The organism is Bacteroidales bacterium (genome assembly GCA_016707785.1).
Classification (GTDB): domain Bacteria; phylum Bacteroidota; class Bacteroidia; order Bacteroidales; family UBA4417; genus UBA4417.
The window spans coordinates 1-17,127 of the sequence record JADJGZ010000028.1 but is presented as its reverse complement, the minus strand read 5'-3'; the positions used below and the strand labels follow the sequence as shown (position 1 = coordinate 17,127).

Sequence of the window (17,127 nt, the reverse complement as noted above, 5' to 3'; positions counted from 1 at the left end):
TATTTCTTGTTTTCCTCCTATAAGGTATCCACCATGCAAAAAAATCCGGTAACCAATATCAGCAACGAAGCTAATCCGGTAAGTGGCACAATCAGAATATAAAACGGACCTAAAAGAAATTCCCATATACGACCTGTATGAATTTCCTGGGATGTATTCCAAAGTGAAATGGGGCTCTTTTTGATGACTTCGGCCGGCATTTGAGGGAAGATGCCCGATTCGCCAAGCCGGATCGCACCACCACCATAATCAAATACAAACTGGCTGCCATCTGTCATTCCGATAAAACCGGAAACGGAAATGGCTCCAAAAGGAGATCCATCCCGGCTGGCTTCGGTCAAAGGTAATTTCGTAAAATAATCAATAATGATGCCTTCGTTGGGAATCCATTGATAGATACCGGAAAAACTACCAACCAGGTATCCGCCTGTCGCCACCTTCTCAAATACATTGATTCCCATAACGCTAACAGGAGGCTGAACAGAATATCTCCGTAAAACGGAACCAAATTCATCATCGGAATAGTAAATCCCATCCGATGTTGCAACCACATACCGCTTCAAAACCTCATCATACATCAGATCACGAAACTTGTCGTCCCAGGTGTTAGGGTCATCCAGTTTGGAATATTTGATTTTAGACACTTCGGTATTTGCGATTGAAATAAGGAGAGGCGGACGCAGGAACATGCCAGTTATGCTTGTCAAAAGTAAAACAAGCACTGACCAGTAGCCCAGCCGGTTATGCCATTTCAGGGAAAAACGGTTAACTTTTTTAATTCTGCTTTTCGACGATTCCTTTACCCTCTTCAACAAATGCGGTGCCAGCCAATAAAAGATTCCAGACAGCGTGATGAAAATAAAAATCAGGCCAACCAGGTCGACAAGCAATTTACCCGCTATTCCATATATTTCACCACTATGAATAACCCATATGGTTCGAAATAAACCGACCTTATCGCCTGAATCTTCACCGGCTAAGACATTTATTTTACTGAAATTGAGTTTCTTGTCATTTATATTAGCGATCAACAAATAAGATCTTGTCATCACCAAAAGCGAATCATTTTTCTGAATAATTTTAACGATACGTTCTTCATTTACCGGAATATTGATCTTTTTCCATCCATTATCGTATTCAAAAAGTCCGAAAAGTGTGCCGGCAATCAAACGATGATTTTGAGTGTAAATCAGGGAATATATCTTACGGTTATCAATTCCTTCCGGGAATCCATTATTGAAATCCCTGAAAGAGTTGAAACTGCTGTCGGTTTTCCAGATGCCGATATTTCCAAAAACGAGCAGTGAATCATACGGTAATTTTACAGCAGATTTTACGGCTGCCATATTCCAGTTATTGTACTTGTAATTGCCAGGCAGCCATTTCCTGTTAACATCAACAGAAGAGAATATCCCCCTGTGATTCATTATTATTCCTGAAACCGCGAAGAGTAAAATGAAGAGGGCAAAGATCAAACCCGGCCATTTGTGGTATTTCCTGAACCACTTTAGCATACGGTCTTTCTTTGGTAGAATTTGTGAAGTCATAAATTTTCAGTAGAATTTATTCTGGTTTTTAGATTCAGGCCGCAAATGTAGGCCTTTTGGGAAAAGGTATAATTTGATTTGGACTTATTAAAACGCAAAAACATTGGTGTTTTCAAATGAAGAATCTTTGCTTATAGAATCTTACTTTTATTGTCGCAATTCTCTATTGGAAAATTTCTGTATTTGCGTAATTGCTAATGTTTTATCAAAATCAATAAATTCAAACCTTCTATTCGGTATGTGTTGTCACCGATAAAAAGCCACTCCAAACCCAAATTCAATAATGTCGCGAAACGGGATTGACGAATTCCCGATTTTGCTTTCAATGTAAAGGCCTCTTGTTCCCATACGGGCATAAAATGCGGTACCTGAGGCCGGTGTTTTATTGCTTAATAATTTAGTTTTGATTTCCCCACCAAGGAATATTCCGGCATTTCGGCCAGGCGACCACCAGTAATATTCGTCAGGATAATGCGGAGGTAATGTTATCCAGTATTCATTGCCAAAGGTATGATGGATAAACCAACCAACATTCAACGGTACTATTTCGATGTTTTTGTTGGCCTTAAATCGGAAAAACTTTGCGGTTATCTGCAAGCTGACACTATGTAAATCGTCAATAGAAATACCTTTTGGCACATACCCATAGAAATAGGATACTTCCAGCTTTTCCTTAAAAAAGGAATACCCGACACCAATTGATATCAATCCAATTCCACCGGCAAACTGTAGTTTCACATAATCGGGTAAAAAATTCGCATATTTTGCCGAATCGGTTTTTTGCGAATACTGGGCGCAGGTTTCAGTTGGATTAAACAGGTGAACCAGACTTATTATCAACGCTATTTTAAAATGCCACCGTTTCCACATCGAATTGATTGTTTACTATTGTTATCAGGTTAAATTTCATGTTTTCAACACCATAAACATTTACATAAGTAATGCTATCTTCGTAAGGTTTATATATCTCATGGCCATGTAAATGACCGTGCACTGTAAACAGTACATTGTTGTTGTGTGCCAATGATTTTTGAAATGCTTCTTCTAATGATGTATCAAAGTCGCGATCCATTGGAGGGATGTGAAAAATTACAACTGCTTTCGCAAAATCATTGTTTGGTCTGAGTTGGGCATCCAGCCATTGAACATCGGGCACTTCACCATTAAATTTAAATTCAAGGCCATTTGTGTTTATAAAAATAAATTTCAGGCTGTCGTAAATAAAGCTAAAGTTAAGGTTGCCAAACATTTCAGTATAGGCGATAAGGCCGTTGCCAACCAAATCGTGATTTCCCACAACAACAAAATACGGAACGTTTAATTTCAGCAAAAAAGAGTTACTCCAGGTATATTGTTTAGGCAATCCAAAATCGGCCATATCGCCAACATGAATTACAAAGTCAACAGCAGGATTTTGTTTCACTTTTTTCACAAACGCATCTGTTTGATCGAAAAAGCGGTGTGTGTCGCCGGTGAAGGCAATTGTAAGGGTGTCATCAGGTTGACGATGAAGCAGTTTATCGACATTTTTTTGATTTACATTCCTGTTTTCTTCGCTAAAATCAATCGCATAAGGCGAATAATCAAACATTTCGTCACAGGCGGTCAGCGTAATTAAAACCAAAGTGAGGATGAGCAGTTTATTTTTTATTATCATGATACGGAATTTCTGATTTTCCAGTCAGAACCGCGCAAAGCATAGGAAAGTGGCATATTCGAAAACTCGAGCCAGGTATTTAAATCCTTTGCTTTCTGCATCCAATCATCGGGGTACAATTCCATAATTGTTTGTTCAAATAAATCCCGGTTGTTGTAAAGCTCTGTATATAAAAACCAGGTTGCTTCTGTTAATCTTTCACGCTCCGAAGAAAAATCAAATGTTGTGGATAGTATTAAATCAGTCATTAATCCGACAACGATTTTGTACAGCTTTTCCTTTGAGCGATAATAGTAATGTATGGCCGATTTATTGACACCGGCTTTGCCTGCAATCTGTTGAAGTGTTGTTCCATGGTATCCGTACAAAAGAAAAACAGCGTATGCAGCCTGTACTATTTCATCTTCAGTACTTCTCGTTTTATTTGTCATTGGTGTAAACTTTAAATTCTGACATACTTTTCACAGATACTTTTTCTTTTTTTTTTGCAAGCTGTTAAGTCTTATTTATTTCACATCTTTAAGCTTTAATTCTTATAATCTGGTGTCAAGGCTTCAATTGGTATAAGAAAACCTACCCGGATATGATGGTAAGGAAAATCGCGGATACCATACTGGTACTGACCGAAAAAATTAATTCGCTTATTCTTATGTGTGAGCTGGCTGGAAAAAACCATGGGATGATCGCCGTTGTTCATCCAGCCACTGTATCCGGAAATTGAGTTTTCGAACTCAATATTTTTATTACTCATGATTATTTTAGCTCCATACATTAATGCGTCATTTTGCTTGCTGTTGGTGGTTTCCCAGCATAAAAAGCCAGCGTCAGCAACAATGCGAATCTTTTTCAGCAATGCAGATTCAATGGAAAATGATTTTCCGATTTCAAGATCGAAGTAATAGCCGGGTGTATCAAAATAACGGCGGGCTCCGAAATTATTCCCCGAAGCGGTTTTCAACGTAGAATTTAATATAACAGAAGGCCTTATCTTCTGCTCTTCGAACAAAAGTATCCTGGTTTGAACGTAAACATCGCCATTCGCTGTTCCAACCGGTTCATCTTCCGTGGAGGCGCGTTTGTCGCGGATGTCTATGGTAGTATTGTAACGTTCTGCGGCTGTACCCCAAATCTTAAATGAAACTTTTGAGCGTATAAGGGGAATTTCGGCTTTGATAAAAGGATTTAACGTTCGGTCGCCAAAACCAGAATAGTAATTCCACGAAACAGATAAAGTGGTAAATTCAGCAATTGTAGCATCCGTAAACTCGGGAACCGGAAGTGCGTTTGGCCCGAAATACTCAGGCGAATAGTTTACTGTTTGACTGCTTGAATCAAGCGAAACCAGGATCAGAATTGCACTGATGATTTTTCTGTATTTCTTTAACATCGCTGTATATTGAGTCAAATGTGACAACGTAATTTTTAGTTTTTACCCTTTTCAATTTCGGCCAGGGATGTATTAAAACCTCAATTTTTCTGTCATCAATCCAAACCGAATTACATCCAGCCTATGGCCGAAATACATATTGTAATAATCGGAGCCATGATAATACTGCACAAACAGCCCGATATCCTCCAGGAACTTTGGATGGTAAAAGAAGGTAACACTCAGGTTCAGTCTGTCAGCCGAAAGTGTGTTCCAATAGCTTACATCGCCAAACATCCACGTAGCTTCGCCTTTTAATGATATATCAGCAGTGTTTTTTGGATGCCGGGAGTCCTTGTTTGGCAGTTTAAAAATGGAGATGGCGTTATGCCAGCGGTACCTGCTGTATATACCATGGAGTTCATCGCTGCCCCAGCCCTGCGGGTGAATTTCGATTGATGTTTTGAAAAACTGGTATGCGTTAAAACGGGTATTGATATTTGTTTTAATAATCCCGGTTTCAAAATAATTCCTTGAGAAATCGCCGGATACCAGGTTTACCTCACCCATATCCAGGAAGAAATCTCCGTCCTGACCATTTGAATGATGAGCCAGGCGACCGTATAAACTCAGGTTTTGCGAACTCCCGGGCCCCGTAAGCATATAATAAACTGTTACCTGCGGAATGTAGCTCGGGGTACGGACCGGAAAGGACTTCTCGTTGTACATCCGCAGGATAATCTGAGGTGTTAAAACACCCATTAAACGGGAGTTTTTACTTTTACGGATGTAAAAATTAGGAATAAAATTGGCTTCAAACATCAAAGGCTCAATATTACCAATATCAGTGGGGAAAGTGATATAGCTGCTTCCCTGGTTCACCTGCGATATTACAGTAAGGCCGATTCCATGCAGAGGATCAATTTCCTGCGCAAAACCACGAAAGAGAAGAAACAGAAAAAACAGTATTAAACCCGGTTTCCTTTTCATTTTATCACTTATAAATAAATGATTTTGATTTTTATCGCTTTATCGCTTTGTAAATCGAATGATGCCTTCGAAAATGAAGGCTTGTTGGACAAGCCGATGGATTGGTAATTGGAAAATCCGATTCCTTCTTTTGGCAAAATCATTCCTTTTTTAATTTTACCATCATTGTTTTCATCATGAAGGATATTGACAGCATATTTTCCAGCCGGTAGATTTTCGAATGTTACAGATGAAGCCCCTTTCACTATTTTCCCTGTAACTTTTTTAAGGTACTTTTTATAATGCTCGTCAGGAAATGCGTCTTCCCTGTTGTACACGGCAAAAAAGCACCATGCCACTTGAATTGCGTAATTCCTTTACCTCAATTGTTAAATTGTATGTTTCCTTTTTTTGATTGTGGAAGGAGGAGAAGAGTAGGATAATTAAAGTTAATTGTAGAAGATTGAGGGCTGTTTTCATTATTGGGGGATTAAGAATGGGGGTAGGAGGTATAAGGTATAAGGTATAAGGTATAAGGGGTAAGGGGTAAGGTATAAGGGGTCGGAAGACGGAAGACGGAAGACGGAAGACGGAGGTCGGAGGTCGGAGGTCGGAAGACGGAAGACGGAAGACGGAAGTCGGAAGAGGGGAGTGGGAAATTGGAAGCCTCCCCAAAACCTGGATTTTCGCCTGTAAATTACCGTCCTACTCCAATATCCCACATTTGCCATCCCACATCCCACATACCACATCCTACTCCCCACTCAAATTCGTCTTAGCAACATTACGGCTCACCTTGCGATTTGCTATTTTTTCCTTTATTGTATCCACTATGTAATACATCATTGGGACTAAATAAACAGTCAGGATCATTGACGAAAGCAAGCCACCGATAATAACCCATGCCAGCCCGTTTTTCCATTCGCTGGCTGTACCTTTGGCCAATGCAATGGGCAACATACCTATTGCCATAGCCAGGGTTGTCATTAAAATAGGCCGCATGCGTTCTTTGCCGGCGATAATTAATGCTTCTTTAAAATACTTGCCCTGGGCTTTTAGCTGGTTGGTAAAATCCACAATCAGGATGGCATTTTTTGTTACCAAACCCATAAGCATGATCAATCCGAGTTGCGCAAACAAGGTTAGATCGTTTAACGATAAGTTTAACGCCAGAAATGCTCCGATAGCAGCCATAGGAATGGCAAATAAAGCCACAAAAGGATAAATATAGCTATCATAAAGTGCTATCATAATCAGGTAAATCAATAAAAATGAGATGAGCAGAACCGATCCCAAAGCCCCGAAACTTTCATTCTGTGTTTTAATATCGGCACCCCAGGTCAGTTTTACTCCTTCAGGTAAGGGGCGCGTTTTCAGGAAGCTTATCGCGTCGTCAGCTAAAGTTCCAGAGGGCCTGCCAAACGATTCTGAGGTAATGGTAACGGAAGGTTGCCGGTCCAGTCGTTCGAGCATCGAAGGCGAATTATCCTGTTTCACTTCTGCAAATTGTGATACTTCAATAGGGATATTCATTGGATTTACGATTGAAAGGCGCCGCACATCCTCAAAGTTTCTCCGGTCGAAGTCATCGAGCCATATACGAACCGGGTATTCGGTGCCATTTTCGGTTACGGTGGCATCATCATTACCGGTAATGGCAGTTCGTAGATTTAATCCTACATAGGCCGTCGTTAATCCTAAGCGCTGCATTTTATCTTTCTCAGGGATCACTTTGTATTCAGGGCTTCCTTCTTCAACCGATAACTGAACATTATCGGCACCGGGAATCTTTTCAATAGCTGCTTTCAGTTCATTTCCTGTTCTCATTACCAGGTTCAGGTCGTTTCCGCTCAGGGTAATTTTTATGGGTGACTGTTTGGGTAATAAGCCCAAAACTGCCATTGAAAAGTTAATGCCCGAAAATTCTTTTTTCAGCTCTTCGCGAAGCGATTTCATAAATGCTTCCGTTTTGATGTTCCTTTCCTTTTCCGGCTTTAGCTGAATAGTAAATCCGATATATTGGAAGAGCCAACGCCTAAACTTCCAATGCCTGTACTCGGCCCGGCAATGTTGCTGAAAAGTGTTGCCACTTCGGGTTGCTGCAGGATAAAATTCTCAACCTGCTGAGTCCTGATATTGTTCTCCTGAACGGTGGTTGTTTTATCATATTCGAGGTTCAGACGAAACTTTCCCTGGTCACCGGTCGACATCATTTCCTTGCCAATAATGCCTTGCTTCATCATTACACCAGTCATCACCAAAAGAAAAACAACTATTCCTGTAAAGATAAGTTTATGGCTAAGTACCCATTCCAATTGATGTCCATACCAATCGATAAATGATGTTAATTGCCTTTCGAACCAAAGCAGAAAACGGTTCATGAAGTTGGTGGGTTGTAAGTCTTCCTTTTTCCCAATCCGCGATGCCAGCCAGGGCACCAGGGTAAAGCCTACCAACAAGCTGGTGAGTGTGGAGGTTATTACTACGATGGAGAATTGTTTGAGCATATCGGCCACAAATACCTGCAAAAACAGGATGGGCAGGAAAACAACCACGTCGACCAGGGTAATTGAAATGGCCGAAAAACCAATTTCCATACGCCCTTCCAGAGCGGCATCCCGTTTATCTTTTCCCATATCAATGTGCCGCTGAATATTTTCCAGGATTACAATTGCATCATCCACCAGGATCCCGATTATTAAGGACATGGCCAGCAAGGTCATCAGGTTTAAGGTGAAACCCATCAGCCACATCACGGCAAAGGCGGTAATTAACGAGGTGGGAATTGCGATTAATACAATCAAAGAGTTCCTGTAGCTTCGCAAAAACAGGAACATAACCAGCGAAACCAGGATTACTGCCAGAATGAGGTCATCAACCACTGAATTTACCGCGGCAATGGTCATGTCGGTTGAATCGTCGGCAACTATAAATTTCATCCCGGATTTGGAGTTTGCAGTTTCAATCTGTGCAAGTTTTGCATGAACCAATTTGGATACTTCCACGGCATTGGCGTCTCCTTGCTTTTTCAACAAAAGGCCTATCCCGTTTACTCCGTTGTACCGGCTTACAGAACTTATTTCTTTCACGCCATCGATAACTGATGCCACATCCTTAACGTAAACGGGCGTTCCTGGGGCAGGCATCGCTACCTGAACATTCATAATGTCGTTTACGGTCGAAAATTTCCCTGTTAGGCGGACGGAGTTACTTTCTTTATCGGTTTGCGCTTTACCGGCAGGCAAATCAATTCCCGAGCGGTTAATGGCTTCCACCACCTGGTAAAGTGAAATCTTATACAATTTCAGTTTGTCCTGATCTGCTTTAACCTGGATTTCGCGTTCTTCACCCCCGAGCATGGTAATTTCAGCCACTCCTTTTAATTGCTGGATTTGAGGCAGGATTTCATCTTTCATTTTCTGATAAAACTCCGTGCCGGGCAAATTACTTGTTGCACTAATCGAAATGATTGGCAGATCGTTGGGTGAAACCTTACTCATTACCGGGCTCAGAATATCTGCCGGAAGGTCTTTTTTGATATTGTCGATATAGCGCTGGGCATCCTGCATGGCTATGTTAAGGTCAGTTCCATATTTCAGGTTGGCAATAATAATGGAAGCATTGGGCATGGATTTGGTTTCCAGATAATCCACACCTTCGAGATTCGAAAGCGCATCCTCTATTTTTCTTGAAACAGAAGTTTCCACTTCATTGGGTTCGGCACCCGGGTACATTGTTTTTATTACAACTACAGGCTGGTTAAAGTCGGGCAACAGTTCATACCCCAGGTTTTTAAAACCAATTATACCCAATAAGGCGAATACACTGAAAATAACGATGATCAGCGAAGGGCGGTTGATTGATATTTTTGTAATGTTCATGGCTTGTCAGTTATTGTATTTTTGTAAAATCAGCGCTTTTTCTAATTCCGGATGATGATAAAAGGAGGGAAAGAGCCTTGCAATATTTATCGGTTTCTTTTAGTAGCTCATCAGCGGCTTCTGTTTCCAGAACATGGGCCGCTTTCAGAAGGATGAGATACATTCTTATTTTTCGCACTTCGTTTGCCGAAATAGACAAACTGGAATAATAATCAGGTTTCGAGTTCGCCGACTGAGCATCTTCTATACTGAGGAGTATGGTGTTGCCACTTTTTAGTAGCCGGCTTGAATAATATTCTTCTTTTCTCGCGTCAGCCAGGTAATTGTAGCAATGCACGATCTTAAATGCAAACTCAAAACTTTTTTTCTCAATACCACTCGTACTGTTGTTCATGATTCAATTACCGTTAAGGGTTACATTTGCTCCGTCGAATAAATTTATAAACCCGTTGGTGACAATAATATCACCTGCCACCAAACCCGCTGACACTGCAACTTTATTCTGAATCCTGTTCGCTAGGGTGATGTTTTGCAAAGCCGATTTCCCGTTTTTTACCAGGTAAACCTGTGGCTGGATATAGGATCCAACAATGGCAGAAGCAGGGATAATGATTTGATTTTCAGAATCTGAACTTTTCACCTGAACTTTCCCGAACATTCCTGCCTTGATTTTCAGATCAGGGGTATTGCAAACTGAAAGCTGAACCGGATAACTGTTACCCATATTGGATTTACTTCCCGTCATGGTTACTTTCCCTGTGAGAGGAGTTTCGGAATATACATCGGCTGAAAGAATGTACAACTGGTTCATTTTGAATTGACTCAATTCATTTTCGGGAACATTGGCCGTGAACTTCAACAGCGAAATATCAGTAAGCTGGAGTAGAGGAACACCAGGTGCCGCATAAGCGCCAACCTCTGTAAGTTTGGCGGTTACAATTCCGCTAAAAGGAGCTACAATAGTGGTTTTGCTGATTTGTTCGAGCAAAGTTGCTCTTTGAACCTTGGCTGATTTCAGCGCTAACTCCGATTTTTCCAGCTGTACTCCCTGGATGGCATCAGCCTTTGCCAGAACGGTATAACGCTTTACATCAGCTTCTAATCCTTCAATCTGAATTTCGACAGTCTGATGTTGTAACTTCAGCAAGTAGTTATCCAGTTGAATTAATTCCTGGCCAGCCCTTACGGAGCTTCCTACATCAACCTTTATTGAATTGATTTTTCCCTGTATATCAGCGCTGAGCCGGGTCTCTTTATTGGGTTCAAAAGTACCGGCATAAAAAATACTATTAGAAGCGCCTTCCGGTTTTATTGTTAGGGTCTGCACGCCAATTGCCTGTTCTTTATCGTATTGAAGAACCCTCTTTTTAGTGGTTTCTTTATTGCCTTTCAGGCGGATGATAACTATGGCAATTATGGCTATTGCTACAACTATATAAATAATCTTTTTCATCTGTTTTGATTTATTGTTAATTGTGAATTTTTAAATCGTCATTTGTAAATAGTAATTTCTTATTTCTTACTTGTGATCAGGTTTCCTGTCACCCTTTTGTATTCAAGTTTTGCCCTGCGAAGATTTATTAATGCAACAATGTAGTTTTGCTGGGCTTCGCGCAGGAATTGTCGGCCAGAAGCAAGTCGGTAATGGTTGCTAAACCTTGCTGATTTTGTAACATGGTGTTGTTATAAATCTTTTTAGCAAGTTCAATTTGAGTATTCACAGTAGCTATAGTTGTGTTTGCTATGTTTAATTGCATTTCGGCATTCACCAGGTCAAGGTTGGCCTTTTCAGTTAGTATTTCCTTTTGAATGATGGTCCTGTTCACTTCAATCTCTTTTCCATCAATTTTATGGCGGGTGACCATTCCATTAAAAAGAGGAACCGAAAGCTGAGCGCCTACATAACCTATCGGATGGAAATTAAAAAAGCTGTTTGAGCCGTTAGTACCGAAGCCGTTTGTGCCATATAATCCGTAGGTATTCACCGAAGGCAAACGGGAATTTTTAAGCCCACTTAACTCCGAAAGACTAAACTCCATCTTCTTGTCAATCAATGAAATATCTGTGGTTGTTTTAAGCTTAAAAGCAGTTTCATTTATGGATGTTTCGTTTATCTGAACCTGGATGGAATCGGAAATTGGCTTTCCCATCAGGAATTTAAGCGCGTTTAACACCTGCTGTTGTTGAGAAAAAATTGTGCTTCTTTGCGTGGTTAACTGTTCCAGTTGCAGTTTCAGCCGGTCAACGTCAGTGCCTTTGGCTAACTGTTGCTGGTAAAGCAAGGTTGTGGTCTGCACCAGTTTGTTGGTATTGATGATATTGCTATCCATAAAAGCCAGCTGAATTAACAGCACCTGTGCATTGTAGTAAGCATTGGAAACTTCCATTACTGCATCTTCATCCGTTTTACGCTTTTGTATTTCCGACAGTTCGGCGGCAATGCGGGTACTTTTAATTGCGCTTAGAGCTGTGGGATTAAAGAGTGGCATGGCGAACTGCAGGTTGGCGTTTAGGTTCCGGGGCACTCCAAACTGAATTTCTTTATAGGTACCTTCCGGTCCGCCAAAAGCTGCCTGGGGCATTATCTGGTAGGGAAGATCAGTATAATAACGATAGTCGGCAAACCCGTTGAGTTTAGGCAACAAAGTGCTTTTAGCTTCGCGGTTCTTTTCATTGGCAATCAAGCCATCCTGCCGGGCTAATTGGATGTTTCGGTTGTAAATCAGCGCGGTGTCAATGCATTGGTTTAATGAGAGAGTTTGTGTTTGCGCAGAAACAACCATTAGCAACAGCACACCTGTTAAAAGGACTCTGTAAAATTTTGTTTCTCTTAGCTTTTGCCTGTACTTGAACATGTGTTTGATTTTTTAAATTGTTGTTTTCGTTTTAGTCCGCATTATTTTTACTTTTCAATAGTGTAATATCTCTGACAAGAGACTCCGCAAGCCTTTGTTCGTTCATGAGCAATCGAAACTCACCAGGATTCTGTTTACCAGATATCTGGTTTTACTTCCGGCCTGAAAATATTTTTCATGTTTCCCTTTGTTTATAACTTGGGCAAAAAGAAAATTTTCCGCTCTCTTTATTATTCTCCCCCATTATAACCAGTATTTCAGAATCCCTTTCTGCCAAATGTTTGTCAAAGATCAGTACCAGGTAAAAAGGACTCTGCTCGGATAATTGATTCAGGTTTTTAAAGAGGGCTTGAAGTTCATCCTCCGGTGAGAGGTTGCTTATGGCCACATCTTTTATCAGCTGCATTATTTTTGTTTCCAAACTGACTAACAACATAATCGGAATATCCTTGTCTCTTTTTAAGTACATGGAAAGCTCCGCATGAGATATTCCCATTTTCAGTTCTAATTCTTCTATTGATAATTCATTTATCCCTGATTGAAGCACAAGTCTTCCGGCAGCTTCGATTATATCTTCTTTTTCTAAGTTCATGGATTGTGAGAGTCAGTAAATGTTCACTAACTAAGTTAAACAAATTTTTTTGAGTATTATTTGTTGTTTTTTGAAATCACAAAGAAAGCAAGTATAATAAACACAACTGTAACAGTCATTCTGAACAACATTGCCCCAATGGTTTTAGATTCATAGATGCCACCTGAGTTTACATGAATAAACAGACCTATAAAAGCGAAAAACAGGACTACTGCTGATATGCCAAGTGGCTTTATAGTCCAATTTTTATTCTTCATAAAACCATAAGCAGCAATAAGATACATGATGCTACTAAGAAAATTTGCCCAAACAACAAGTAAAACATAATTTCCCTCTTTTGCCCTTATGCCAAACAAGTCGAATATCACAGAACTGCTAAGGAACAAGGTTAACAAACCAAAAGCGGCTAACAGTGTGGCTATTATATATAGAAGTGCCTTTTTCATGCCTGTTTGTTTTAATAAGTGTAAGAATAGATTGTACCATATTATCCCCACTCCTTTTAATGTCAAATTCGAAATTAGCGATCCGCCATTTGAACATCTGGAGCTTGAATGTTCCCATGATAATATGCATAAGTTCGTCTGTTGTAATTGCATTTGTGAATATGCCTTTTTGCTGACCTTCCATAATCACAGGCATAGGGTGTTTGATTTTAATATTCATGAGTTTAAGCAGTGCTTCGTTGATAACCTGCTTTCCTCCATAAAGTCCATCTGAAATACAGCAACGACAAAATGAGGGTTCAGTTTAAAACCGAATTGTTCTGCAAACAGTGCTTTGAATTTTTCCTCAGGAGTCAATGAACTATCGAGATTTGCTAATCGCTTGTCAATGTTGTCAGCCAGGTAATTAAGCATAGCAATGATAATATCTTCCTTACTTTTAAAATGCCTGTAGATGGCACTTTCGGAAAACTGCATTTCTTTGGCCAGGTTTTTTATCGTGAGCCCGCTTACACCTGAGGCTGTAAGTATTTTTCCGGCTGCTTCAATAATCTCTAACTGGCGGGGTGTAATATCCATTTTGATTGGTTTTTTATATTGTAATGTGTTTCTGCTAAGTTCTTAATCGAATGTAGCCTAAAGGACTTTAGTCTGACTTGTTGGCCTTGGTGCTTTTACAACCAAAATTCTTGCTAAACTGTCGGAACTATTGCTGATGTAATGTACAATATCGGCTGGGCTTTCGACAAGTGTATCCGCTTCGCACACTTCGCTTTCCGGAGTTTTATGCGGTTTCAGGCTTTCGCCGGGCTGTAAAGCCATAAGCATTGCCTGTGCCGATTCCTTGTTGTACATTTCCCTGACGTCAATTTTGTGGGGAGTATCTTTAACTATCTGATGCTGGTATTTGGTGATTATCATTTTGTAAGGTTTTTATGTGATTATTGATAAATAGTAAGTGAGTGTTCGCTCACAAAGGTAGGCTATTTAATACAGCGAATGCAAGTTTTTTGAAAAATAAGATTCAAAAACATAGTTAAGTAGTTGTTAATGAAGAACATGATAAATATTTTATTTTCAAAAAACGCTATATTTATTAGTAAATATTAAGAGAAATACTAATTCTAAATATAAGAACACTGTAAAAGCAGAAACTGAAAAGTCATGTGAATACGGAATAATCCCAGCTCCGTAGGGTTTCGTTACCGGTGGTCAACAATAGCCTGAATTTTAAAGTCAGTTTATAGAAATCCAGAATAAAATTTCCTTTTTGCCAATAATTGAAAAATACAGGGAAAGGTTGATACTAACCCAAGGTTAAAACAAAGTTGCATAGATGCAAAAATATTTCAGTAAGACTGATATTGATAAATCTAATTAAGTATATTTGTACTTAATCTATTTAATCAACTAATAATTAATATTGCAGACCGTATGAAAAAAACTATTTCACTGATTATCGGTAGCTTAATGATTGTATCAATGGCAATTATTTCATGTAACTCAGGAGGGAACGGTGGAAACACCTCCGCTGCTTCAGCAGAAGGTGCAAATGCACCAATAGGTGGACAATCAGCCGTTCAGGATGATGCATCTCAAAAGGACATTGTAAAGGTTGCAGTGGGTTCTGCTGATCACACCACGCTGGTGGCCGCACTGCAGGCCGCTGAATATGTAGATGTGCTTTCAAATGCAGGACCATTCACTGTTTTTGCTCCAACCAATGCAGCTTTTGACAAATTACCGAAAGGAACAGTTGAAGGCTTGTTGAAACCTGAAAGCAAACCTGATTTGCGTAATATTTTAGAATACCATGTATATGTTGGAAAACTTGATCAATCTTTTTTCAAAGATGGTCAGATGCTTGGTATGGTGAATAGTGGAAAAGTTACCATGGGTGTTAAAGATGGAAAAGTTACAGTGAACGGAGCAAATATTGTGGCTTCAATTCCTTGCAGTAATGGAATTATTCACGTGGTAGATGCTGTTTTGCTGCCACCGGCAAAATAGATAATTCCTTTTTTATAAAGTAAAATATCCCGGGTTGAGTTAGGAGGCAAGCCGGGATATTTCATTTTTACTGGTCACCTTTGGACTATTTTGGTTTATAAATTTTTTCGTTTAAATATTCGTAAGGCAATAAAAATAGGAAAAGCAACCCATACGAGCATCACGGACACGGCAAGAGTTATTCCAAAGGACGATCCGAAAAACTGGTTGAACACGGCACCCGTATAGCCCATAAGTGCTGAAATGTCCATTTTAAGTAAAACCATGATACGGGCCAGGTCGACAGGATTGAGACAACTTAGAAAAATGGTTAGTTTCTCCAGGGGATAATCCGAAAAGGCAAACATTACCATTAATAAAATACCATCAAAAATCAGGGTAAAATAAAACCAGAGTAACATCGAGATTCCGATACCACGGGTTTTGTCGCGGGTAAGTACAGATGCCAGGAAAGCTAATGAAACAAAAACCATTGTTAACAGACTGCCTGAAAGAAGAAAATACCACCCAACAATTGTTCCGTCGAAAATGATAACCGGCAACCCAATCCCAATCCAGAATGCCGCAAGTAGCGAAATTCCAACACCGGCGTATACACCAAGCAGAATGTTGCTGCGTTTCAGTGGCTGGGCTACCAGCAACTCAATAAATTCGTATGAGTTAAAAAAGTAAATCGTTGTAAACAAAATACTTACAAGAGGAACCACTATCAAGAGAACAGTCAGAAGGCTGCTAAGTCCTTTTGAAACATCCTCATTCATTAAAAACAATCCGAAAGAACTCAAAGACAAAAGCACAACATAAGCCAGCAATATGCGGTTCCTGAATATATCGTTAAATGCAACGTACTTAATAATCTTGCTCATTTTATTTCTGTAGTAAATGGAACAAAGCTTTACCCAACCTGTCTTCGCCTGAGTCGGATTTAATTTCGGCAATGCTTTTATAAAACAAGGCTTCCCCTTCAACGATATAGGCTATGCTGTCAGCAATTTCTTCCACTTCGCTCATGATGTGCGAAGTTACAATGAGAAGTTTGCCGGCTTCTTTTTCTTTATGAATTTTTTGCTTTAGGATTTCGGATGCTAAGGGGTCGAGACCTGCTGTAGGCTCGTCGAGAATAATAACTTCAGGATTAAACAGGAATGCCAGTGCTGCACTCACCTTTTGCCTTGTACCTCCTGAAAGGGCCCTCATGGGTTTGCCGAACATTTCTTCAAGCTTAAAAGCAGCGATTAACTCTTCGTCGAAGTTCTCTTGTATGCGTCTTTTACCCAGATCTTTCATCATTCTGAATAAGTAGCCCATACGCATATTGTCAGGATAACGTCCTATTTGTGGCATGTAACCTATTCTTCGTTTATACTGTACATCACCTTTAATATCTTTCCCATCAAACAGAATCCGGCCTCCATCTGGAATCACCATTCCTAACAGGCACTTTATTAAAGTAGTTTTACCGGAAGCATTCGGACCAACCAAAGCTACAACCTGATCGAGGTTAAAAGTGAGGTTTATTCCTTTCAGGGCCTGAATTTTTCCGTACTTTTTCTGTAAGTCTTCTAACTGGATCATGGACGTATTATGTGCATCGAAGGTTCATTATCATATAAATTTACATACGACATAGACGGTAAGGCTTTTTCCGCTTTGTCGAGCAATTCCGCCATAAAACTCCTGAGAAGGAAAACAGCTGAAGGAAGTTTCCGATAATCTGTGAATAAGGCTTACCGGCCTGTAAGGAGATCGCCTTTTTATCACGGTTCAGGTCGTAACCACTATATTTATCCCAGTAGTTGCCTTT

16 protein-coding genes and 3 pseudogenes are annotated in these 17,127 nt (G+C 40.0%); 1 reads left to right on the top strand and 18 read right to left on the bottom strand.

Going from position 1 to position 17,127, the window contains the following annotated elements; translation table 11 throughout:
- Window positions 1-17: 17 nt before the first annotated feature.
- From IPH84_14590 to IPH84_14520, 15 genes and pseudogenes are all read right to left on the bottom strand, one after another.
- Window positions 18-1,547, bottom strand: a complete 1,530-nt coding sequence (locus IPH84_14590) for a PepSY domain-containing protein (GenBank protein MBK7174422.1) — start codon at window positions 1,545-1,547, stop codon at window positions 18-20.
- Between the two features lie 246 nt (window positions 1,548-1,793).
- Entirely contained in the window at window positions 1,794-2,387 is a 594-nt protein-coding gene (locus tag IPH84_14585) for a hypothetical protein (protein MBK7174421.1), read from the bottom strand.
- Window positions 2,388-2,394: 7 nt separating this feature from the next.
- A complete protein-coding gene (locus tag IPH84_14580; GenBank protein MBK7174420.1) occupies window positions 2,395-3,204 on the bottom strand; it encodes a metallophosphoesterase in 810 nt (269 codons plus the stop codon).
- The gene (locus IPH84_14575) at window positions 3,201-3,635 is read right to left on the bottom strand and encodes a TetR/AcrR family transcriptional regulator (protein MBK7174419.1); all 435 of its coding nucleotides are present in this window, start codon (window positions 3,633-3,635) and stop codon (window positions 3,201-3,203) included. Before IPH84_14575 ends, IPH84_14580 begins: the two co-directional genes overlap by 4 nt.
- Before the next feature lie 95 nt (window positions 3,636-3,730).
- Entirely contained in the window at window positions 3,731-4,591 is an 861-nt protein-coding gene (locus IPH84_14570) for a hypothetical protein (protein ID MBK7174418.1), read from the bottom strand.
- A gap of 72 nt (window positions 4,592-4,663) precedes the next feature.
- Complete coding sequence (locus tag IPH84_14565) at window positions 4,664-5,485, bottom strand: hypothetical protein (GenBank protein ID MBK7174417.1); 822 nt, start codon at window positions 5,483-5,485, stop codon at window positions 4,664-4,666.
- Window positions 5,486-5,568: 83 nt separating this feature from the next.
- A pseudogene (locus tag IPH84_14560) lies at window positions 5,569-6,019 on the bottom strand (DUF2141 domain-containing protein).
- A 273-nt stretch (window positions 6,020-6,292) separates the two neighbouring features.
- A pseudogene (locus IPH84_14555) lies at window positions 6,293-9,420 on the bottom strand (efflux RND transporter permease subunit).
- Between the two features lie 10 nt (window positions 9,421-9,430).
- Window positions 9,431-9,814: a four helix bundle protein gene (locus IPH84_14550; GenBank protein MBK7174416.1), complete on the bottom strand. Its 384-nt coding sequence runs from the start codon at window positions 9,812-9,814 to the stop codon at window positions 9,431-9,433.
- A gap of 3 nt (window positions 9,815-9,817) precedes the next feature.
- Window positions 9,818-10,894 carry an efflux RND transporter periplasmic adaptor subunit gene (locus IPH84_14545; protein ID MBK7174415.1) on the bottom strand — a complete coding sequence of 359 codons (1,077 nt, stop codon included), beginning with the start codon at window positions 10,892-10,894 and terminating at the stop codon, window positions 9,818-9,820.
- A gap of 106 nt (window positions 10,895-11,000) precedes the next feature.
- Window positions 11,001-12,275, bottom strand: coding sequence for a TolC family protein (locus IPH84_14540; protein MBK7174414.1), 1,275 nt, complete (start codon window positions 12,273-12,275; stop codon window positions 11,001-11,003).
- 175 nt (window positions 12,276-12,450) lie between these two features.
- Window positions 12,451-12,867 carry a hypothetical protein gene (locus IPH84_14535; protein ID MBK7174413.1) on the bottom strand — a complete coding sequence of 139 codons (417 nt, stop codon included), beginning with the start codon at window positions 12,865-12,867 and terminating at the stop codon, window positions 12,451-12,453.
- A gap of 56 nt (window positions 12,868-12,923) precedes the next feature.
- The gene (locus IPH84_14530) at window positions 12,924-13,313 is read right to left on the bottom strand and encodes a hypothetical protein (protein MBK7174412.1); all 390 of its coding nucleotides are present in this window, start codon (window positions 13,311-13,313) and stop codon (window positions 12,924-12,926) included.
- Window positions 13,243-13,892, bottom strand: a pseudogene (locus IPH84_14525) (TetR/AcrR family transcriptional regulator). The gene IPH84_14530 and the pseudogene IPH84_14525 overlap by 71 nt, the downstream one beginning before the upstream one ends.
- Before the next feature lie 57 nt (window positions 13,893-13,949).
- Entirely contained in the window at window positions 13,950-14,234 is a 285-nt protein-coding gene (locus IPH84_14520) for a cupin domain-containing protein (GenBank protein MBK7174411.1), read from the bottom strand.
- Between the two features lie 513 nt (window positions 14,235-14,747).
- Between IPH84_14520 and IPH84_14515 the strand changes: the two genes are divergently transcribed.
- Window positions 14,748-15,323 carry a fasciclin domain-containing protein gene (locus IPH84_14515; protein ID MBK7174410.1) on the top strand — a complete coding sequence of 192 codons (576 nt, stop codon included), beginning with the start codon at window positions 14,748-14,750 and terminating at the stop codon, window positions 15,321-15,323.
- Window positions 15,324-15,418: 95 nt separating this feature from the next.
- Here IPH84_14515 and IPH84_14510 read toward each other — a convergent pair whose 3' ends face one another.
- The 3 genes from IPH84_14510 to IPH84_14500 all read right to left on the bottom strand — a co-directional run.
- Window positions 15,419-16,189, bottom strand: a complete 771-nt coding sequence (locus IPH84_14510) for an ABC transporter permease subunit (GenBank protein MBK7174409.1) — start codon at window positions 16,187-16,189, stop codon at window positions 15,419-15,421.
- Between the two features lies 1 nt (window position 16,190).
- Window positions 16,191-16,898 (bottom strand): ABC transporter ATP-binding protein, encoded by a 708-nt coding sequence (locus IPH84_14505; GenBank protein MBK7174408.1) that lies wholly within the window; start codon window positions 16,896-16,898, stop codon window positions 16,191-16,193.
- Window positions 16,899-16,938: 40 nt separating this feature from the next.
- Window positions 16,939-17,127, bottom strand: a 189-nt coding sequence (locus tag IPH84_14500; protein MBK7174407.1) for a hypothetical protein, incomplete at its 5' end; no start/stop codon positions are given.